Source organism: Pectobacterium carotovorum (assembly GCF_900129615.1).
GTDB classification, from domain to species: domain Bacteria; phylum Pseudomonadota; class Gammaproteobacteria; order Enterobacterales; family Enterobacteriaceae; genus Pectobacterium; species Pectobacterium carotovorum.
On record NZ_FQWI01000005.1, the window covers coordinates 218,460 to 235,412 of the forward strand.

17 protein-coding genes are annotated in these 16,953 nt (G+C 54.2%); 10 read left to right on the plus strand and 7 right to left on the minus strand.

Annotated features, from left to right (window positions below):
• Positions 1 to 8: 8 nt before the first annotated feature.
• From hutX to fdhE, 7 genes are all read left to right on the plus strand, one after another.
• A complete protein-coding gene (gene hutX / locus BUB06_RS12375; protein ID WP_039471326.1) occupies positions 9 to 509 on the plus strand; it encodes a heme utilization cystosolic carrier protein HutX in 501 nt (166 codons plus the stop codon).
• Entirely contained in the window at positions 506 to 1,135 is a 630-nt protein-coding gene (locus BUB06_RS12380) for an NAD(P)H-binding protein (RefSeq protein ID WP_039471327.1), read from the plus strand. The genes hutX and BUB06_RS12380 overlap by 4 nt, the downstream gene beginning before the upstream one ends.
• Positions 1,136 to 1,295: 160 nt before the next feature.
• On the plus strand, positions 1,296 to 1,772 hold the full coding sequence (locus tag BUB06_RS12385; protein ID WP_039471329.1) for a YlaC family protein: 477 nt from the start codon (positions 1,296 to 1,298) through the stop codon (positions 1,770 to 1,772).
• Positions 1,773 to 2,021: 249 nt separating this feature from the next.
• Positions 2,022 to 2,744 carry a glutamine amidotransferase gene (locus BUB06_RS12390; RefSeq protein WP_039471331.1) on the plus strand — a complete coding sequence of 241 codons (723 nt, stop codon included), beginning with the start codon at positions 2,022 to 2,024 and terminating at the stop codon, positions 2,742 to 2,744.
• A 108-nt stretch (positions 2,745 to 2,852) separates the two neighbouring features.
• Entirely contained in the window at positions 2,853 to 4,304 is a 1,452-nt protein-coding gene (locus BUB06_RS12395; protein WP_039471332.1) for an aminotransferase-like domain-containing protein, read from the plus strand.
• A gap of 10 nt (positions 4,305 to 4,314) precedes the next feature.
• Positions 4,315 to 4,440, plus strand: a complete 126-nt coding sequence (locus tag BUB06_RS22380) for a hypothetical protein (protein ID WP_256713076.1) — start codon at positions 4,315 to 4,317, stop codon at positions 4,438 to 4,440.
• A 100-nt stretch (positions 4,441 to 4,540) separates the two neighbouring features.
• Positions 4,541 to 5,470 carry a formate dehydrogenase accessory protein FdhE gene (fdhE, locus tag BUB06_RS12400; RefSeq protein ID WP_010295323.1) on the plus strand — a complete coding sequence of 310 codons (930 nt, stop codon included), beginning with the start codon at positions 4,541 to 4,543 and terminating at the stop codon, positions 5,468 to 5,470.
• 53 nt (positions 5,471 to 5,523) lie between these two features.
• Here the strand turns inward: fdhE and BUB06_RS12405 are convergent, their stop codons facing one another.
• The 7 genes from BUB06_RS12405 to BUB06_RS22260 form a co-directional block, all read right to left on the minus strand.
• Entirely contained in the window at positions 5,524 to 5,850 is a 327-nt protein-coding gene (locus tag BUB06_RS12405) for a DUF202 domain-containing protein (protein ID WP_039471334.1), read from the minus strand.
• A 3-nt stretch (positions 5,851 to 5,853) separates the two neighbouring features.
• Positions 5,854 to 6,219, minus strand: a complete 366-nt coding sequence (locus BUB06_RS12410) for a YidH family protein (RefSeq protein ID WP_039471932.1) — start codon at positions 6,217 to 6,219, stop codon at positions 5,854 to 5,856.
• Between the two features lie 138 nt (positions 6,220 to 6,357).
• Positions 6,358 to 6,462, minus strand: coding sequence for a cytochrome bd-I oxidase subunit CydX (gene cydX / locus BUB06_RS12415; protein ID WP_010295317.1), 105 nt, complete (start codon positions 6,460 to 6,462; stop codon positions 6,358 to 6,360).
• A 19-nt stretch (positions 6,463 to 6,481) separates the two neighbouring features.
• Positions 6,482 to 7,621: a cytochrome d ubiquinol oxidase subunit II gene (cydB, locus tag BUB06_RS12420; RefSeq protein ID WP_039471335.1), complete on the minus strand. Its 1,140-nt coding sequence runs from the start codon at positions 7,619 to 7,621 to the stop codon at positions 6,482 to 6,484.
• A gap of 14 nt (positions 7,622 to 7,635) precedes the next feature.
• On the minus strand, positions 7,636 to 9,213 hold the full coding sequence (cydA, locus tag BUB06_RS12425; protein WP_039471337.1) for a cytochrome ubiquinol oxidase subunit I: 1,578 nt from the start codon (positions 9,211 to 9,213) through the stop codon (positions 7,636 to 7,638).
• 664 nt (positions 9,214 to 9,877) lie between these two features.
• Positions 9,878 to 10,495 (minus strand): tail fiber assembly protein, encoded by a 618-nt coding sequence (locus BUB06_RS12430; RefSeq protein ID WP_039471339.1) that lies wholly within the window; start codon positions 10,493 to 10,495, stop codon positions 9,878 to 9,880.
• Positions 10,495 to 12,327: a phage tail protein gene (locus BUB06_RS22260; RefSeq protein ID WP_413783457.1), complete on the minus strand. Its 1,833-nt coding sequence runs from the start codon at positions 12,325 to 12,327 to the stop codon at positions 10,495 to 10,497. The genes BUB06_RS12430 and BUB06_RS22260 overlap by 1 nt, the downstream gene beginning before the upstream one ends.
• A gap of 219 nt (positions 12,328 to 12,546) precedes the next feature.
• On the opposite strand from BUB06_RS22260, the gene BUB06_RS12445 reads away from it, so the two are divergent.
• The 3 genes from BUB06_RS12445 (at position 12,547) to ntrB (ending at position 16,953) form a co-directional block, all read left to right on the plus strand.
• Complete coding sequence (locus tag BUB06_RS12445) at positions 12,547 to 13,836, plus strand: nitrate regulatory protein (RefSeq protein WP_039471341.1); 1,290 nt, start codon at positions 12,547 to 12,549, stop codon at positions 13,834 to 13,836.
• Positions 13,837 to 14,766: 930 nt separating this feature from the next.
• Entirely contained in the window at positions 14,767 to 16,026 is a 1,260-nt protein-coding gene (locus tag BUB06_RS12455; RefSeq protein WP_039471342.1) for a CmpA/NrtA family ABC transporter substrate-binding protein, read from the plus strand.
• A gap of 12 nt (positions 16,027 to 16,038) precedes the next feature.
• On the plus strand, positions 16,039 to 16,953 hold the full coding sequence (ntrB, locus tag BUB06_RS12460) for a nitrate ABC transporter permease (protein WP_039471935.1): 915 nt from the start codon (positions 16,039 to 16,041) through the stop codon (positions 16,951 to 16,953).

Consider the following 16,953-nt stretch of genomic DNA (forward strand, 5'->3'; position numbering starts at 1 on the left):
ACGCAACGATGACCATGACACTGAATGAATTACTGGCAACCAACCCTGATGGCACACTGGAAGAGATTGCCGGAAAGTATAATACCTCGCTGTTTGCGGTCGTTGAGGCTTTGCCTGCGGCTCAGCGTACGCTGGCAACGGGCGATCGTTTCGATCAGGTCTGGGACACGATTGCGACCTGGGGTGAAGTGACGCTTATCAGCCACACGGCAGACGCGATTCTGGAATTCAAGAGCGAGTTACCAACCGGTACGCACCGCCACGGTTACTTTAACCTGCGCGGCAAAAATGGCCTGAGCGGGCATATCCGTGCAACGAGCTGTCAGCACATTGCATTTATTGAGCGCAAGTTCATGGGGATGGACACCGCGTCCGTGGTGTTCTTTAATACCAGCGGTGCAGCGATGTTTAAAATTTTCCTTGGACGAGACAGCCACCGTCAACTGCTGAGCGCTCAGGTTGAGGCGTTCCGCGCGCTGGCGAGTGAATTACAACCGGAGCAGGTATGACGTGGTTACTTTTCGGCGCAGGCAATGGGGTCGGCGCCTGCTTATTACAGCGCGCCATTGAGTGCGAGCAGGCGGTCGTACTCGTCTTGCGTAATCCTGAACAGGCCAAACACTGGCGTGAGCAGGGAATGACGGTAGTGGAAGGCGATGCCTGCGACCCGGAAACGGTAGCGGAAGCCTGTCGTGTGGCGGGGCCTTCTGCCATTGTGGTATCGACAATGGGCGGCGGCACGGTAAATTATCAGGGCCATCGCACGGTGATCGATGGCGCAGAGCAGGCTGGCATCAAGCGTATGCTGCTGGTGACGTCACTGGGCTGCGGCGATAGCTGGCCGCTGTTGTCGCCACGCGCCAGAGCCGCATTTGGCTTCGCGGTACGTGAGAAATCACTGGCAGAAAGCTGGTTGCAGAGCAGTACGTTGGATCACTGTATCGTTCGTCCCGGCGGTCTGCTGGACGTGGTCGCGACGCACAATGCAAAACTGACGCAGGGTACTGCTACGCTGGGATTGGTATCACGCTGGGATGTCGCGCTGGCGGTTGATCAACTGTTGCAGCAACCCGTGTTTGGCAATCACATCTACAATCTGATCGATCCCGATCTCACGATGCCCGCCATTCCGTAACTCTCGCTATTTTGTCGTCAATGTTGCCGGGAGAATCCCTCCCGGCATCAGTCAAACTGTTATAGTCAATCTGTCGAAAACTGTATCTGTTATCTCTCATGTGGCTATGTTCTAATCGATGCAAGCAGTGTTGTATTCCTCAAGCACGATGGTGATGACGATGGATGAAGTAAAACGCCTTCTGACCGAAGAGATTGAACGTATTAATCGGGAAGAAAAACGCGACAATAAAATACGTTTTAGCCGCAAATTCATGCAGTCTCACCCCTATCTGTTTGCCGCGATGCTGGTGAGCTACGTGCCAGTCGCGATCATCCTTTTTTATGCCCCTTATTTTGGTTTGCCCTACCTGCTCGGCTTTACCGTTTTCCTGCTGGCGATGACGCTGGCCCTCTCTGTGGATATCAACCCGACCTATCGCTTTGAAGACATTGATACCCTGGATCTCCGCGTTTGCTATAACGGCGAGTGGTTTACTGTCCGCCACGTGTCGCAGGACACGCAGGATAAGCTGTTACACAACGAGCAGGTGCCGTCAGCCGTGAAAGCGGGGATAGAGAAAATTCGACGCACCAAAGGTGACGTTGATTTTTACGACGTCTTCTCGCTGGCCTACCACCAACAGCCTTCCCGTTAGCAGGCTCTTTCTGCCCTCAAACTGCTCCATTTCACGATGACCAAATAATGCGCATGGCTTTTTCTATGCGCAGATTTTCATGGTGGCTGGTTTTCGTCGAGATACTGGTTTTCATGAAGGCCAATATACTGGTTTTCATGTAGTCATAATGCTACGTTCGTTATAAGCAGCGAGCGCCGCATTCTTGTGGTTTTTCAGACCGATGGTTTTTCAGGTTGATGGTTTTTCAAATACGGGCAGAACAGGACGATGAGCGAAAAGGTATTGCTGGTGATTCAGTTGGGCCAACCGCCGGAAGGCATCGCGTCTCAGGTGGGGCAGCAGGGAAAGTGGTTTACCGATGCGGTGCAGGGTAAGACGCAGCCGGTGAAGGTGGTTCGTCCCGATCTTGGGGAGCCGCTACCGCCGTTTGATACGCTGGCGGCGGTGGTGATTTCCGGCTCGTGGTCGATGGTCACGGATCGGCTGGATTGGAGTGAATACACCGCGGGCTGGTTGCGTGAAGCGTATTACGCGGATGTTCCGCTGCTGGGCGTGTGCTATGGGCATCAACTGTTAGCCGATGCGCTGGGCGGCAAAGTAGGGGATAACCCGAACGGCAAGGAAGTCGGCGTTCAGGTTGTGACAACCCATGAAGCTGCCGCGCACGATATCTTACTGCGTGATTATCCGCAGCAGTTTGGCGCTTATCTGACGCATCAGCAATCCGTGCTGGAACCGCCAGCGGGCGCGCAGGTTCTGGCGAGTTCAGAGATGGATGGCTGCCAGATTATCCGCTACAGCGATAAAGTGTTGACCGTACAATTTCATCCGGAATTCAGCGCGGACATCATGCTGACATGCCTGCGTCATAATGAAACGGCCCTGCGACAGGGTGGGTGGGATGTCGATCGGATGATGGATATTCCGGAGGAACCCGTCTGGGCGCGCAAGATCCTGCTGGATTTTGTACAACGCTACGCGGCGAAATAGCCCTCGAACAACGCGTTATTGTCGATAAAGCGTCCTTCTCGATCGTCACTCATCGGTGATGGTCGAGCCAAAAATCATGACAGACTCATCCACCGAAACCGTAGCGCTATGGCAAAGTTTGAACAGCTCGCTCACCAAATCCGTGAGCAGCTTCAGGAAGGGATCTGGCAGCCGGGCGATAAACTGCCCTCGCTGCGGGAAAAATCACTGCACTCGGGCATGAGCCTGATGACCGTGCTGCACGCGTATCAGCTGCTGGAAAGTCAGGGGCTGATTGTGTCGCGTCCGCAGTCGGGTTATTACGCGGCACCGCAGCTGTCCGCATTACCGGCAGACAGCCTGCATTCGCCCGTGGGGCAGGAGCGCGTTCAGTTGACCGAAGACGTGGACGTCAATGCCTTCATTTTTGATGTGCTTCAGGCCAGCAAAGATCCGGCGGTGATGCCGTTCGGATCGGCGTTTCCCGATCCGCAGCTCTTTCCACAGCGTCAACTGACGCGCTCGCTGGCCTCGGTGGCGCGTCATATGCAGCCACAGAGCGCGCTGGATAATTTGCCGCCGGGTAATGAGAGCCTGAGGAAGAACATCGCCCAGCGCTATGCGTTGCAGGGGATTGCCGTCTCGCCCGATGAGATTGTGATTACGGCGGGGGCGATGGAGTCCCTCAATCTCAGTCTTCAGGTACTGACGGAGCCGGGCGATTACGTGGTGATCGAATCCCCGGCTTTTTACGGTGCGCTACAGGCGATCGAACGCCTTAAACTCAAAGCGATTGCGATAGCGACCGATCCGCAGCAGGGCATCGATCTTGACGCGTTGCAGCAGGCGCTGAATGATTACCCGATCAAAGCCTGCTGGTTGATGACCAATTTTCATAACCCACTTGGCTGCACGCTGTCCTGGGAGAAGAAACAGCGGCTGGTGGCGATGCTGGAGACACACGGTGTTGGGCTGGTAGAAGATGACGTCTACAGTGAGCTTTACACTGGCCTGCAACGTCCGCTACCCGCAAAAGCGTTAGATAAAAAAGGCACGATTCTGCACTGCTCCTCGTTTTCTAAAAATTTGGTGGCAGGGTTCCGTATTGGCTGGGTAGCGGCAGGGAGCCATGCGGGCAGCATTCAGCGTTTACAGCTGATGAGTACATTATCAACCAGCGCACCGATGCAGCTGGCGATTGCGGATTATCTGGCGACCAGCAGTTATGACAGCCACCTGCGCCGTCTGCGGCGAGCGCTGGAGCAGCGCAAACATGCGGCATTACAGTCGCTACGCCGACACTTTCCCGGTGAAGTCCGCATTAATCATTCGCAAGGCGGTTATTTTCTCTGGCTGGAGTTGCCTGAAGGTGTCAGCAGCACGGAACTATACCGTCGTGCGCTGGAGTGGGGTGTCAGCATTGCGCCGGGGAAAATGTTCACGACCGGCGACAAATACGATCGCTATTTCCGCTTTAACGCGTCCTACGAATGGGACGATCGCTGCGAACAAAGCGTGATCGTCTTAGCATCGCTGATTCGGGCGCAGATAGGCGAGCGTCTGACCCGATCACCCCTTTAGAGGTGTGGAGATGCTTGCCGCTTTTCTGCTACTGTTCCCGTCATGGCGGAAGGTGGCGGCATTGATGGCGAAAAACAGCCATAACCTTGCCGGAAATCAGGAAGTCGATAGGCACGATGCGTATAATCCCGGCTAAAGCTGAGCGATACCTGCTATCTTTCGGACCGCACTGGCGGCCTTCCTGCACCCCGAAATCTATCGGATAGACAACGTAAATAACAGGAAAAACCACCCTGATGAGTATTCGCATTGTTCCTCAGGAACAGTTAGAACAGAACGAAAAATCGATGACGGAAGGGAACATCCCTCCGCTGCTGTTTGCCAATCTGAAAAGCCTGTACAGCAGCCGCGCAGAGCGTCTGCGTCAGTTAGCTGAAGAGCACCCGTTGGGGGATTATCTCACCTTCGCCGCAGGCGTGGTGGAAGCCCAGCAGAAGGTATTGCACGATCATCCGTTGAAGCTTGACCTGAGTGACGTGCTGAAACAGTCCGGCGAACGTCCACCGCTCGATATCGCGGTGTTCCCGCGTGATGCGCACTGGCACACGCTGCTGCGTGCGCTGATCGAAGAATTAAAACCGGATGCCAGCGGGCAGGTGTTATCCACGCTGGAGAATCTGGAAAAAGCCTCAGAGCAGGAGCTGGAAGAACAGGCAACGGCACTGCTGCAACACGAGTTTCGTGCCGAGAGCAATGACAAAGCCCCGTTCATCTGGGCGGCTTTGTCGCTGTTTTGGGCGCAGATGGCAAGCCAACTGCCCGGTAAAGCGCGTGCAGTACCCGGCGAGCATCGCCAGTTCTGCCCCGTGTGTGGCAGTATTCCGGTATCTGGCGTGGTGCAGTTAGGCACCTCCAGCGGGCTGCGTTATCTGCACTGTAATCTGTGCGAGAGCGAATGGCACATGGTGCGGGTGAAATGCAGCAACTGTGAAGAGTCGAGCGAGCTGAACTATTGGTCGCTGGATAGCGAAAATTCCGCTATCAAAGCGGAAAGCTGTGGTCACTGTGGCACGTATCTGAAACTGTTGTATCAGGAAAAAGATCACCGTGTAGAAGCCGTCGCTGACGATTTGGCATCGCTGGTGCTGGATGTGAAAATGGAGGAAGAAGGTTTTTCTCGCAGTAGCATCAATCCCTTCCTGTTCCCGGAAAGTTCGATCGAATAGCCAGTTTCATCGGTGAAGCACGTTTGGGCTTCACCGCCTTTCTTTTAGAAAATCTATCCTTGCCACACGCCGCTGAAGTGCAGCAGCAAGACCAGCGCAGTTATCGCGATTGACGATGACGTAAGGGCGATCAGCCCGTGGCTGACGCGTGATAGCACCGGTTGGCAAGAGGCGTTAAAGCGGTAGCGCAGAATCGCCAGCACCGACATCAGAGCGGAGACGCACAAAAGCAGGATGGCGCAGGCAAAAACAGCGCGGCTGTCATCTACCATGCTCAAACGAAAACACAGCAGGCTATTTATCAACATCACAAACAGGGTGCGTGTCCAGGCCATGCCGGTTCGCTGCGGCTGTAAACCGGGATCGCGTGTTGTCTCCATGTGCTACCCGAACAGGATCATGGCGGCAAGCGCGATGGCAATGAGGGTGATAAACAGCGTCACGATCAGCAGCATTGGTGTGTACGGCATATCACTTTCCTGACGCATGGCTTTCTCATTGCTGACCCAGCGACGATAGGCCAGACCGCCGAGCAATGCCGCACAGACGACTAGCAGCAGAGCCAGCCCCTGACGCACCAGCGGATCGATATGAACGGTAAATTGATCGATACCCACTGCACCTGCAAGAAACGCCAGCGCGGTGCGAATCCACGCCAGAAAGGTGCGCTCATTCGCTAATGAAAAACGGTAGTCTGGGGTTTTCCCCTGACTCCACCACGGCGTTTTGTCCTGTCTGGGTGTTGTCATGTCGTTGTCTGATTTCAGGTTAAAAGAGGGCATCCGATTGGGCGCAGCGTCTGCATTCTAGCGCCCTTAGCGGGTTTCGTCTGCCCTGATGACTGTATCAGTACAAGATGAAGCGCCCGATGGTGGCGCTTCGTTCTCTCAAGGGGCGTCTTTGCCCGCTTCATGGTTCTCAACCGCCAGCGCGGTGACCAGCGCGAACGCGCAGGCCAACAGCGTGCCCAGTATCCAGGCGAAATACCACATTGTCTTTCTCCCCAAATCGTTAGTAAACGGAGTGCTTATTTTCTTCGATGTAACGCGCATCGACCCGACCAAACATCTTGTAGTAACACCAGCTGGTATAAAGCAGGATGGTGGGAACAAAAATGCAGGCCAGAATGGTCATCACCTGAAGCGTAAGCTGGCTGGACGTCGCATCCCAGATGGTCAGGCTGACATTGGGATCGAAGCTGGAGGGCATCACAAATGGGAACAGCGTAATTCCTGCCGTCAGAATCACGCAGACAATCGTCAATGACGAGGTCAGAAAACCCCAGCCGCAGCGGTTCAAACGCGAGAAGAGACAGGTGAACCACGGCAGAACCACACCCAATGCGGGGATTGCCCACAGCGCGGGATGCGCATTAAAGTTGGTTAACCAGGCACCGGCCTGCTGGACCACGTCTTTATTCAGTGGATTAGACGGAGCCGCTTTATCCAGCGTCGAGGTAATCAGGTAGCCGTCGATTCCGGTAACGACCCACAGGCCAGCCAGTAAGAAGGTGAGGCTCATCAGCGCGCTGGCGATTAGGACGGTTTTTTGCGCGCGACGCTGAAGTGCATCTGTGGTGCGCATTTGCAGGTAAATCGCGCCGTGTGCGACGATCATGGCGACACTCACGACGCCAGCCAGCAGCCCGAACGGGTTCAACAGGCCAAAGAACCCGCCGTGGTAGGTGAGGCGCAAATATTTATCGACGCTCAGCGGCACGCCCTGCAACAGGTTGCCTAATGCGATGCCGAACACCAGCGTAGGGACGAAGCTGCCGATGAAAATGCCCCAGTCCCACATGTTGCGCCAGCGGCGATCTTCCAGCTTGGAGCGGTAATCAAAGCCAACCGGGCGGAAAAACAGAGCGGCCAGCACCAGAATCATGGCGAAGTAGAAACCGGAAAACGCGGCGGCATAAACTATCGGCCAGGCGGCGAACAGTGCGCCCGCAGCGGTGATCAGCCAGACCTGATTACCGTCCCAGTGCGGGGCGATCACGTTAATCATCACCCGCCGTTCGGTATCGGTCTTGCCGAGCAGGCGCAGCAGAATGCCCACGCCCATATCAAAGCCGTCAGTGATGGCGAAGCCGATGAATAACAGGCCAATCAATCCCCACCAAATCAGACGTAATGTTTCATAATCCAGCATTATTATGGCTCCCGTTAAGGTTTTGCAGGTGTCGCGAGGGATTGTGTCGTCGGTTGTTCAAAGTGGTAGCGGCCGGTTTTCAGGCTGCTTGGCCCCAGTCGGGCAAACTTGAACATCAGATACATTTCTGCGATCAGAAACAGCGTGTACAGTCCGCAAATCAGTCCCATCGACAGCAGGATGTCGTGTGCTTCCAGAGACGAATTGGCGATGGCGGTAGGCAGAACTTCACCGACTGCCCACGGCTGGCGGCCGTACTCGGCGACGAACCAGCCGGATTCAATCGCGATCCAGGGCAGGGGGATGCCGTACAGCGCCACGCGGTGCAGCCATTTTCGCTGCCCCATGCGGCCGCGTATGACGCTCCAGAACGACAGAGCAAAAATGCCGAGCATCAGCACGCCACAGCCCACCATCAGGCGAAAAGCGATATACAGCGGCGCGACGCGGGGAATCGAATCTTTGGTTGCCTGCTGAATCTGGTTTTCGCTGGCGTTGGCGACATCATCGGTATAGCGCTTAAGCAGAAGGCCGTAGCCAAGATCGCGCTTGGCAGCCTCAAATTCCGCGCGAACGGCGGGGTCGGTATTACCTGAGCGCAGTTCCTCCAGCAGACCATAGGCCGTCATGCCGTTACGAATGCGAATCTCATGTTGCGCCATCAGGTCTTTAATGCCGACGACGGGTTTGTCGAGCGAACGGGTGGCGATTAGCCCCAGCAGGTAGGGAACGTGGACCGCATAATCGTTCTGCATCGTTTCCTGATTGGGGATGGCGAACAGCGTGAAAGAGGCGGGTGCAGGCTGTGTTTCCCATTCGGCTTCGATCGCGGCCAGCTTGGTTTTTTGTACGTCTCCCATCACATAGCCGGATTCATCACCCAACACGATTACGGACAGTACCGAGGCCAGACCAAAACTGGCGGCAATCGCGAACGAGCGTTTGGCAAAGGCGATATCGCGGCCTCTCAGCAGATAGTAAGAGCTGATCCCGAGTACAAACATCGCGCCGGCGGTGTAGCCCGCTGCCACGGTGTGGACGAACTTCACCTGCGCGACCGGGTTCAGCACCAGTTCGGCGAAGCTCAGCATTTCCATGCGCATGGTTTCGTAATTGAATTCGGCGGCAATCGGGTTTTGCATCCAGCCGTTGGCGACCAGAATCCATAGGGCGGAAAAGTTGGAGCCTAGCGCGACGAACCAGGTCACCAGCATATGCTGGACTTTGGTCAGACGATCCCAGCCGAAAAAGAACAGGCCGATTAGCGTGGATTCGAGGAAGAACGCCATGAGCCCTTCCATCGCCAGCGGCGCACCAAAAATATCGCCCACGTAGTGAGAATAGTAAGACCAGTTGGTGCCGAACTGGAATTCCAGCGTCAGACCGGTTGCCACGCCCAGCGCAAAGTTGATGGCGAACAGCTTGCCCCAGAATTTGGTCATATCCTTATAGATTTGCTTGCCGGTCAACACATAAGTCGTGTTCATAATGGCCAGCAGGAAAGACAACCCCAGCGTCAGCGGGACGAAAAGAAAGTGATACATGGCAGTCAGGGCAAATTGCAGCCGCGACAGCTCAACGACATCAAACATGTTACGCTCCTAGCTTCAGGCAGGAAAATGCTGTTATTCCGATGCTTGCCGGAATAAATAGTGATGAATAAAATGCGAATAAATTACCGCCGACGGTATTTGCATCCGTCAGAAATTAACGTTACTGATTGAAGTGAGATAAGAATGAATATACCCGTCATACTTCAAGCTGCTTGTGCGTTGGCTGCCCTTACTCACCCCAGTCACTTACTGCTGTAAGCTCCTGGGGATTCGCGCAGTTGCCGCCTTCACGCAACTCGAATTATTTAGGGTATAGTGAATAAAACGTGCGGGGATTATAGCGTGCAAAAACTGAAGGATAAATAGTACAGTTTGTTGATTCGGTTTTTTTATCTTTTATGTCATTATTTTGGTTTTATATTTTAATTTCACATTTTCTCTTGGTGTTTAATTTTATTTGATTTTAATTATTGGTTTTTCATTCTGCTCTTTTGTTGGTGTTGAAAATTTAATTTAATTAAAATAGTACAGATTTGAAATGTATAAATATAACAGTTTCATTTTTTATTTTATTTTACATTTGGCGATGAAAGTAATGGAAAATTATCAGAATGTCCTTACTAAAGATGCGGATATGATGTGCGTGTGCCGTATGCTAAATACGGCACACCTAATTGATATGATGAAATACGGGTGCCAGCGATTACATGGAAGGGGCTTCTGGCCACACGACGGATGCAGCGGTGAGATCAATGCGGTTCAACGTCACCAGATAAATTTTCCATTGGGTTAGCCGCTCTTGCTCTTCATCCGTGGCAATGGCTAAGTCCACTGCGTAGTTCAGCTCGGCAATTTGGGTATTTGCTGTCGCGCGCCGTGCCGCCAGTTCCTGCTGTAGGCTTTTGGTTGTAGCAAGCTGTTGCGCCTCCAAGCTTGTCACCCAAGTCGTTCCATTCCACTGATCAAACTCGGTTGCTGGAGCCAGAAATGTCATATTTTCAGGCAGTTCACCGAACTGTGTCACCGTCTGCGCCTGCCGTGTTTCCGTACTGTAAACCGTCTGGCCGCGATGGTCTGGCACCTGTTCCCATGCCTTACCGTCTGTACTACGGCGCAAGGCTTGGCCGACAGGCGGCAATTGCGGTTCGTCTGCGTAGCTGTCGGCTGGCAGGCCAACACCTTGCATCACATACTCATAGCTGGCGCTCTGATATTCCCGCGTAGTCGGATTAACGTGATAAACGGTAATCCACCCCGTGTTGATGGCTAATCCGTGTTCGTTCAGTTCTGCGTTTTTAATTTGTGTTGAATAGTTGCTCATTATGCTGCTCTCACGATGTAGTTAAAGGCGATATTGCGGGGGCGGTTTTCGTTAGCTGTTGGGACGACGCGTGATGCGTCTAATTTTGAGCGATACCAAGCGTTTGCATCGCCGCTATTCACTACACTCAGGTAGATATCAGTATCGCGTAGTTTTTCACTCTCGTCGTAATACAACGCACCTGCTGACGAGTTTGTTTTTATTTTTCCGTCCGCGTCATAACCATAAAATAAGCTGCCCGTTATGTTTCGAATTGCATCGCCCTGTGCTGACATCAACGCACGCCCAGCATCAACCCCACGACCGTCATCCCAGCCGCGCACGAACTCGCCGCGCAGGTCTGGCAGGAAAGATGACGGATAGCGGGACGCTAAAATCGGATACAGTGATTTATCAAATGCCTGGCCATTGCATTTCAGCCAGCCTTCTGGCGCGACGGCGCCGGGGAATAGTTGCGGCATGCCTGCCAGCTCAGATGTGGGCACAGCGCCAATCGCGGATGGCGTCAGGTTCCCTGTCGTCCACACGTCGTGATAGTTGTGTTGTAACTTTTTCGACAGAAAAATAACATCTGACAACGTTTCTCCGGGCGCGGGCGGGATGACAGCCAGACGTGAGTTATAATCTGTATCGCTTTTTCCATCGGTATGAAAGTCAATATAACAATGCGATGGATTTCCATTAACAGAACCGTATTCAATCACATAATCATCGTATGAATCAGGATCATGGATTTCTATAATTCTGGATGGGATACGCGTGATGTGTGCATGAGAAAAAATGGGCGTTACCCACCCTTGCCAACTGCCACCTTTCAATACCACCCATGCTGATTTTGATGGGGTAGTGACATCGACGACGCTCAGTACACCAAACCCATCCGTCGATGATTTCCATTCCATGATGCTTGGGCCAAAACCAACAGGTAGTCCCGTGACATTATTCGGATCGGCTTGATATAAATTTGATGCTGTATTGCCCTTAAAATAATCAAGAATATTGACGCGGCTTATTTGCACGGCTTTGCTGCCCCATGCCGATTCAATGATTCCGATATTCTTGCGGAACAATGCAGCATTCGAAATATCCGCACCGTTCTGATCTTTTGCCAGCTTACCCGCTAGTGCATTCAGCACCGTTGTGCTGAAGTTCGGATCATTACCTAATGCGTTCGCCAATTCTTGCAGCGTATCGAGCGCCGCAGGAGAACCATTAACCAATGCTGCTACGACGGCTTTCACAAAAGCCGTTGTCGCCAATTGTGTGTCATTAGAGCCGGATGCAGCAGTCGGCGCGGTTGGTGTTCCTGTGAATGCCGGACTCGCTTTTGGGGCATATTGAGGGTGCGCATCGAGGATGGAAGCATGAGCATTCAGCTTACTGGCCGCGTCAGTTTTCACATCAGCAATCGCATTCAATACGGTTGTGCTGAAGTTAGGGTCATTACCTAACGCATTCGCCAACTCTTGCAGCGTATCCAGTGCCGCCGGAGAACCATTAACCAATGCGGCTACGGCGGCTTTCACAAAGGCCGTTGTCGCCAATTGTGTGTCATTAGAGCCGGATGCAGCCGTTGGCGCTGTGGGCGTTCCTGTCAGCGCCGGGCTATTTTTTGGGGCATATTGTGAATGCGGATCGCTGGCTGCGAGATGGGTTTGCAAACTATCGCCAGTCGTTTCCTGCATTTTTTTCAGGTAAGCCGTGCGGCTGGCTAACTGCTCTGCCTGACGGTTGGAAATTCCCCCTGGACCTGCGATAACGCGATCCGCTACTTCAAGCTGATAAATCCCATCAACCCAGTTTTCTTGTTCAGATAAATTCGCCACGCTCATGCGCTCCTGAGGCTATAAAACAGTGTTAGTAACGATGCAGAGCGTACCTTCTGAGATGGCGAGGGTTTAGCAACAGAGTTTAAAAATTGAAGTGAAACGTGTACGAAATCGGCAGACATCGTGCGGACAACATGTCCTTGCTTCCCGCCAAATGTGAGCTGATGCAAATGGCGCGCTAATTGCATAGTCCGGACTGTGGTTTTTTCAGGAGAGACAGCAATGGTGGCGGAGCCTTCAACGACAATTCGATTTTTACTTGCCTCGCGCCAGTGTGAGCTGAACAGCCTGCGCTACCTGCTGCAAAGCGGTGAGTTGGTGGGCAAAATCAGTCAACTCGTTCATCTATTGCAGCGTGAACGGGGAACGGCCAACCTGTTTCTTTGCTCCGATGGTCGACTGTTCGCCGACGAACTGGCGCTACGTGAGAAAGACGTGCAGGTGGCGCAGACGCATTTGATGACGCATCTGGCCGGATTGGAAAAAATGACGGCGGAGTTGCCACAGGCGAGCCGTTTATTCAGCCGTGTTGCCAGCGTGGTTTATGCGCTGAGCCTGCTGCCCGCGCTGCGTCAGCAGATTCGCCAGCGTTTGCTGCCTCAGCCGCAGGCGATGACGTTTTTCAACGACATTGTCCGCAACCTGCTGGCGCTGGTTTTTGAGGTCTCAGATACGGCGGCCGATCCGGGCATTTCCCGCGCGCTGATTGCCATGTTCAGCTTTATGCAGGGGAAAGAGCTGGCGGGGCAGGAGCGAGCTATCGGTGCGGCGGCCTATGCGGCGGGCTGCGTCGATGAGGAAACCCGGCAAAAGCTGCTGGATTTGATTGAACGGCAGGAGCGCTGTTTCGATACCTTTCTGAGTTTTAGCGATGAAGAAAACCAGCAGCGCTGGCGCGCTATCGCGGTAGACAGCGAATTTGAGCGCCTGCGCCGCATTGTGTGCACCCGCAGCCCGATAGAAAAGCTGCCGGAAGCCGATAGCCTGCACTGGTTTTCGATTGCCACGCGGCGCATCGATGAAATGAAGCAGATGGAAGATGAGTTGGAGCAGACGCTGATGCAGCGCTGCCGTACCCGTATTGCGGCTGCTGAGAAAGCATGCAGCGATCAGCGCGCGGATCTCGAAGAACTGATGGCGCAGCAGGAGAAGGACGAGCCCGGTTATTCGATATTTATCGCTGGCCATGATGTAGAAGGGCAAAGTGCGCAGCCCGGCTGGCTACATAGCGATGGTGTCAGCCCACAGTTGGGGCGCTCGCTGCTGTCGCTGGTGCAGCAACAATCGCGGCGCTTACAGGCACAGGATCATGAATTGGCTGCGCTGCGAGCCACGTTGAATGAAAGAAAGCAGATCGATCGTGCGAAGGGTTTGCTGATGCAGCACCGTGGATTAAGCGAAGAAGAGGCCTACAAAACCCTGCGCCGCATGGCGATGAGTCAGAATAAAAAGCTGATTGACATTGCGACGGCGATGCTCGCGGTGGCCGATGTATTTGGTGATACCCCTTAAGAGGTATATGCACATGAACTGTGCGTGTTCTGCTTGCTTGCGGTGCAAGGCATCGTCCCGTGAGGAGGAAATCTCAGAGTCAATGGCAGTATGAAGTGGTTTCGTGCGTAAAAATATCGTCATTTCTATGCTACGTCGTAGCACACGCACGACACGGGGCGCTCAGTCGCCGCCGCCCCGTGACCCGAGGCTTTTTCGCGGGAAATTACGCCGCTGCGCGGTTCCTTCGGAAAATCAGTCGCCTGACGGACCGTGGCTGACGCGTTCCCGACGCGGCAGCCACTTTCGCAGCGTCCATGCTGCTCATCCTGGAGACTGATTTGTCCTCAGCGTAATTTACGCGACAGAAAAGACAAACCACTATTACCCTCTTTCTGTCGTGGTCATAAATCATAAAATATCACTATTTATTAATGTCTTACTTTCGCATGGCGTAAAAATTATGCAGCGGCGGACATGACCGCCGAGTGAGCGGCATGGATGCCGCGAAAGTCAGTGCCGCGTCGGGAACGCGTCACTGGCGGCTCGATTAGCGGTCATGTCCACCGATGGCACCGCGTAGCGGCATAATTTAGCCAGAAGCCAGGGTTCGCAGGGCTGCGGCGCTTGAGCGCCCTGCGTCGGGCGCGTGTACGGTATTGCATATCATGGTGGTGGTATGGCGCACGAAACTGTCTCTGAGTCTGTATAGAAATGTGACTAAGAGACGGCTCCTGCGAAGTGGAACGCTCAAAAGTGTGATAGCTGGCACAAACCTTGCTTTAACTCATTAGCAACAACCAAACATTCATAATGCGTTTCGGGCCAACGGCGGTGCGGAAGGTGTTAATCGGACAACGGCGTCCATAAGCGTGCAGATTCTGCATGGGCTTGTGGACGCCGTTTTTGTTTTTACCGCCTGAAAAGGTGTTTTGCGCAAGGGTGTCGTTGATGAGTGATTCCAAAACCAAAAGCATGACCGTCTCTCGCCGCCAGTTTCTGTTGGGGAGTGCTGCACTGGGAGGCAGCCTGATGCTGCCGGGGTTGATGAATAGCGCCTGGGCTGCCGGTTCCGACGCACCGGAGAAAAAGGAAATTCGGGTTGGGTTTATCCCGTTGACGGACTGCGCCTCGGTCGTGATGGCGGCAGTGAAAGGCTTCGATAAGAAATACGGCATCACCATTGTTCCCAGCAAAGAAGCCAGTTGGGCCGCTGTGCGCGACAAACTGGTATCGGGTGAACTGGACGCCGCACACATTCTGTACGGGCAGCTGTACGGTCTGCAAATGGGGCTGTCTGGATCGCAGAGCAACATGGCTGCACTGATGACGCTCAACCAGAACGGACAAGGCATCACGCTGGCGAACCAGCTGCGTGCAGCCAACGTCACGGATCTCGCCGCGCTGCAAAAGTATATCGCAGCTAGCCCTGCGGGCACTTATACCTTCGCGCAAACCTTCCCAACCGGCACGCACGCCATGTGGCTCTATTACTGGCTGGCCTCCGCCGGCATTCATCCGCTGAACGACGTGCGCACCGTGGTGGTGCCGCCGCCGCAGATGGTGATGAACATGAAGATTGGCAACATGGTTGGCTATTGCGTCGGCGAACCGTGGAACCAGCGTGCCATCAGCGAAAACATCGGCTTTACTGCCGCCGCCTCGCAAGACATTTGGCCGGATCACCCGGAAAAAGTTCTGGGCACCCGCGCTGACTGGGTAAACGCCAACCCGAATAGCGCCCGCGCGCTGACCGCCGCGATCCTCGATGCCTCACGCTGGATTGATGCCTCTGATGACAACCGCCGCGAAACAGCAGGCGTCGTTGCCGGACGAGCGTACATCAATGCCAAAGAAGAAACCATCGTCGGACGCATGCTGGGCCAGTACGAGAACGGGCTGGGGAAAAGCTGGAAAGACGAACACGCGATGCGTTTCTACCACGACGGTTCCGTGAACTACCCGTACCTGTCCGACGGCATGTGGTTCCTCACCCAGCACAAACGCTGGGGCTTGCTCACTGAAGAGCCGGATTATCTGGCTGTCGCGAAGCAGGTTAACCGTATTGATATCTATAAGCAGGCGGCCGATGCCGTGGGGAATGTGCCATTGCCCGGTAGCGACATGCGCAGCAGCGTGCTCATCGATGGCCGTCGCTGGGATGGTAGCGATCCAGCGGGTTATGCCAACAGTTTTAGCGTGAAGAAATAAGTGAGGTTGATGATGAAAAACCAGGCCCAGGTCATTCCAATTACCGCGGATAACGCCCCGGAAACCGTACACAGCGCCGACATTACGCCGCTGCCAACTAAACCCGCAACGCCTGCAAAAGCACCGGCGGCACCGGCTTTCGCCTACCGCCCGCTGCTGCGCAAGCTGTTTCAACAACTTTTCCCTGCGGTACTGGGGCTGGGGCTGCTGGTTGCGGTCTGGCAGATTGCCGCGCTCAACAGCGAAAACTTCCCGACGCCGTGGACGACCTGGCTTGCGGCGCTCAGCCTCTTTGCCGATCCGTTTTACATCGCAGGGCCGAACGATCAGGGCATCGGCTGGAACGTATTGGCCTCGTTGCAACGTGTTGGCATCGGCTTCGGACTGGCGGCACTGGTCGGCATTCCTGCTGGTTTCCTGATTGGTCGTTTTACGTTTCTGGCCAACATGCTTAATCCGATCATTTCGCTGCTGCGTCCGGTCAGCCCGCTGGCCTGGCTGCCTATCGGCCTGCTGCTGTTCCAGCGTGCCGAGCCGGCATCCAGTTGGACCATTTTTATCTGCTCAATCTGGCCGATGATCCTCAATACCGCCGAAGGCGTGCGCCGCATCCCGCAAGATTACCTGAACGTGGCGCGCGTCCTGAAGCTCTCAGAATTCACCATCATGCGCAAGATTCTACTGCCGGCGGTGCTGCCTAACGTGTTGACTGGTGTGCGTCTGTCGATTGGTGTCGCCTGGCTGGTGATTGTGGCGGCGGAAATGCTGACCGGCGGCGTCGGTATCGGCTTCTGGATTTGGAACGAGTGGAACAACCTGAATGTGGAAAACATCATCATCGCCATCGTGGTGATTGGCGTTATCGGTCTGCTGCTTGAGCAGGGACTGGTGTGGATTGCTAACCGTTTCAGCTATGACAACCGCTAA

Coding starts and splice junctions, on each gene's coding strand:
- cydB (WP_039471335.1), bottom strand. CDS start 7,621: ATGCTGGATTATGAAACATTACGTCTGATTTGGTGGGGATTGATTGGC.
- cydA (WP_039471337.1), bottom strand. CDS start 9,213: ATGTTTGATGTCGTTGAGCTGTCGCGGCTGCAATTTGCCCTGACTGCC.
- BUB06_RS12390 (WP_039471331.1), top strand. CDS start 2,022: ATGAGCGAAAAGGTATTGCTGGTGATTCAGTTGGGCCAACCGCCGGAA.
- BUB06_RS12385 (WP_039471329.1), top strand. CDS start 1,296: ATGGATGAAGTAAAACGCCTTCTGACCGAAGAGATTGAACGTATTAAT.
- BUB06_RS22380 (WP_256713076.1), top strand. CDS start 4,315: ATGCTTGCCGCTTTTCTGCTACTGTTCCCGTCATGGCGGAAGGTGGCG.
- BUB06_RS12405 (WP_039471334.1), bottom strand. CDS start 5,850: ATGGAGACAACACGCGATCCCGGTTTACAGCCGCAGCGAACCGGCATG.
- hutX (WP_039471326.1), top strand. CDS start 9: ATGACCATGACACTGAATGAATTACTGGCAACCAACCCTGATGGCACA.
- BUB06_RS22260 (WP_413783457.1), bottom strand. CDS start 12,327: ATGAGCGTGGCGAATTTATCTGAACAAGAAAACTGGGTTGATGGGATT.
- BUB06_RS12410 (WP_039471932.1), bottom strand. CDS start 6,219: ATGACAACACCCAGACAGGACAAAACGCCGTGGTGGAGTCAGGGGAAA.
- ntrB (WP_039471935.1), top strand. CDS start 16,039: ATGAAAAACCAGGCCCAGGTCATTCCAATTACCGCGGATAACGCCCCG.
- BUB06_RS12445 (WP_039471341.1), top strand. CDS start 12,547: ATGGTGGCGGAGCCTTCAACGACAATTCGATTTTTACTTGCCTCGCGC.
- cydX (WP_010295317.1), bottom strand. CDS start 6,462: ATGTGGTATTTCGCCTGGATACTGGGCACGCTGTTGGCCTGCGCGTTC.
- BUB06_RS12380 (WP_039471327.1), top strand. CDS start 506: ATGACGTGGTTACTTTTCGGCGCAGGCAATGGGGTCGGCGCCTGCTTA.
- fdhE (WP_010295323.1), top strand. CDS start 4,541: ATGAGTATTCGCATTGTTCCTCAGGAACAGTTAGAACAGAACGAAAAA.
- BUB06_RS12455 (WP_039471342.1), top strand. CDS start 14,767: ATGAGTGATTCCAAAACCAAAAGCATGACCGTCTCTCGCCGCCAGTTT.
- BUB06_RS12395 (WP_039471332.1), top strand. CDS start 2,853: ATGGCAAAGTTTGAACAGCTCGCTCACCAAATCCGTGAGCAGCTTCAG.
- BUB06_RS12430 (WP_039471339.1), bottom strand. CDS start 10,495: ATGAGCAACTATTCAACACAAATTAAAAACGCAGAACTGAACGAACAC.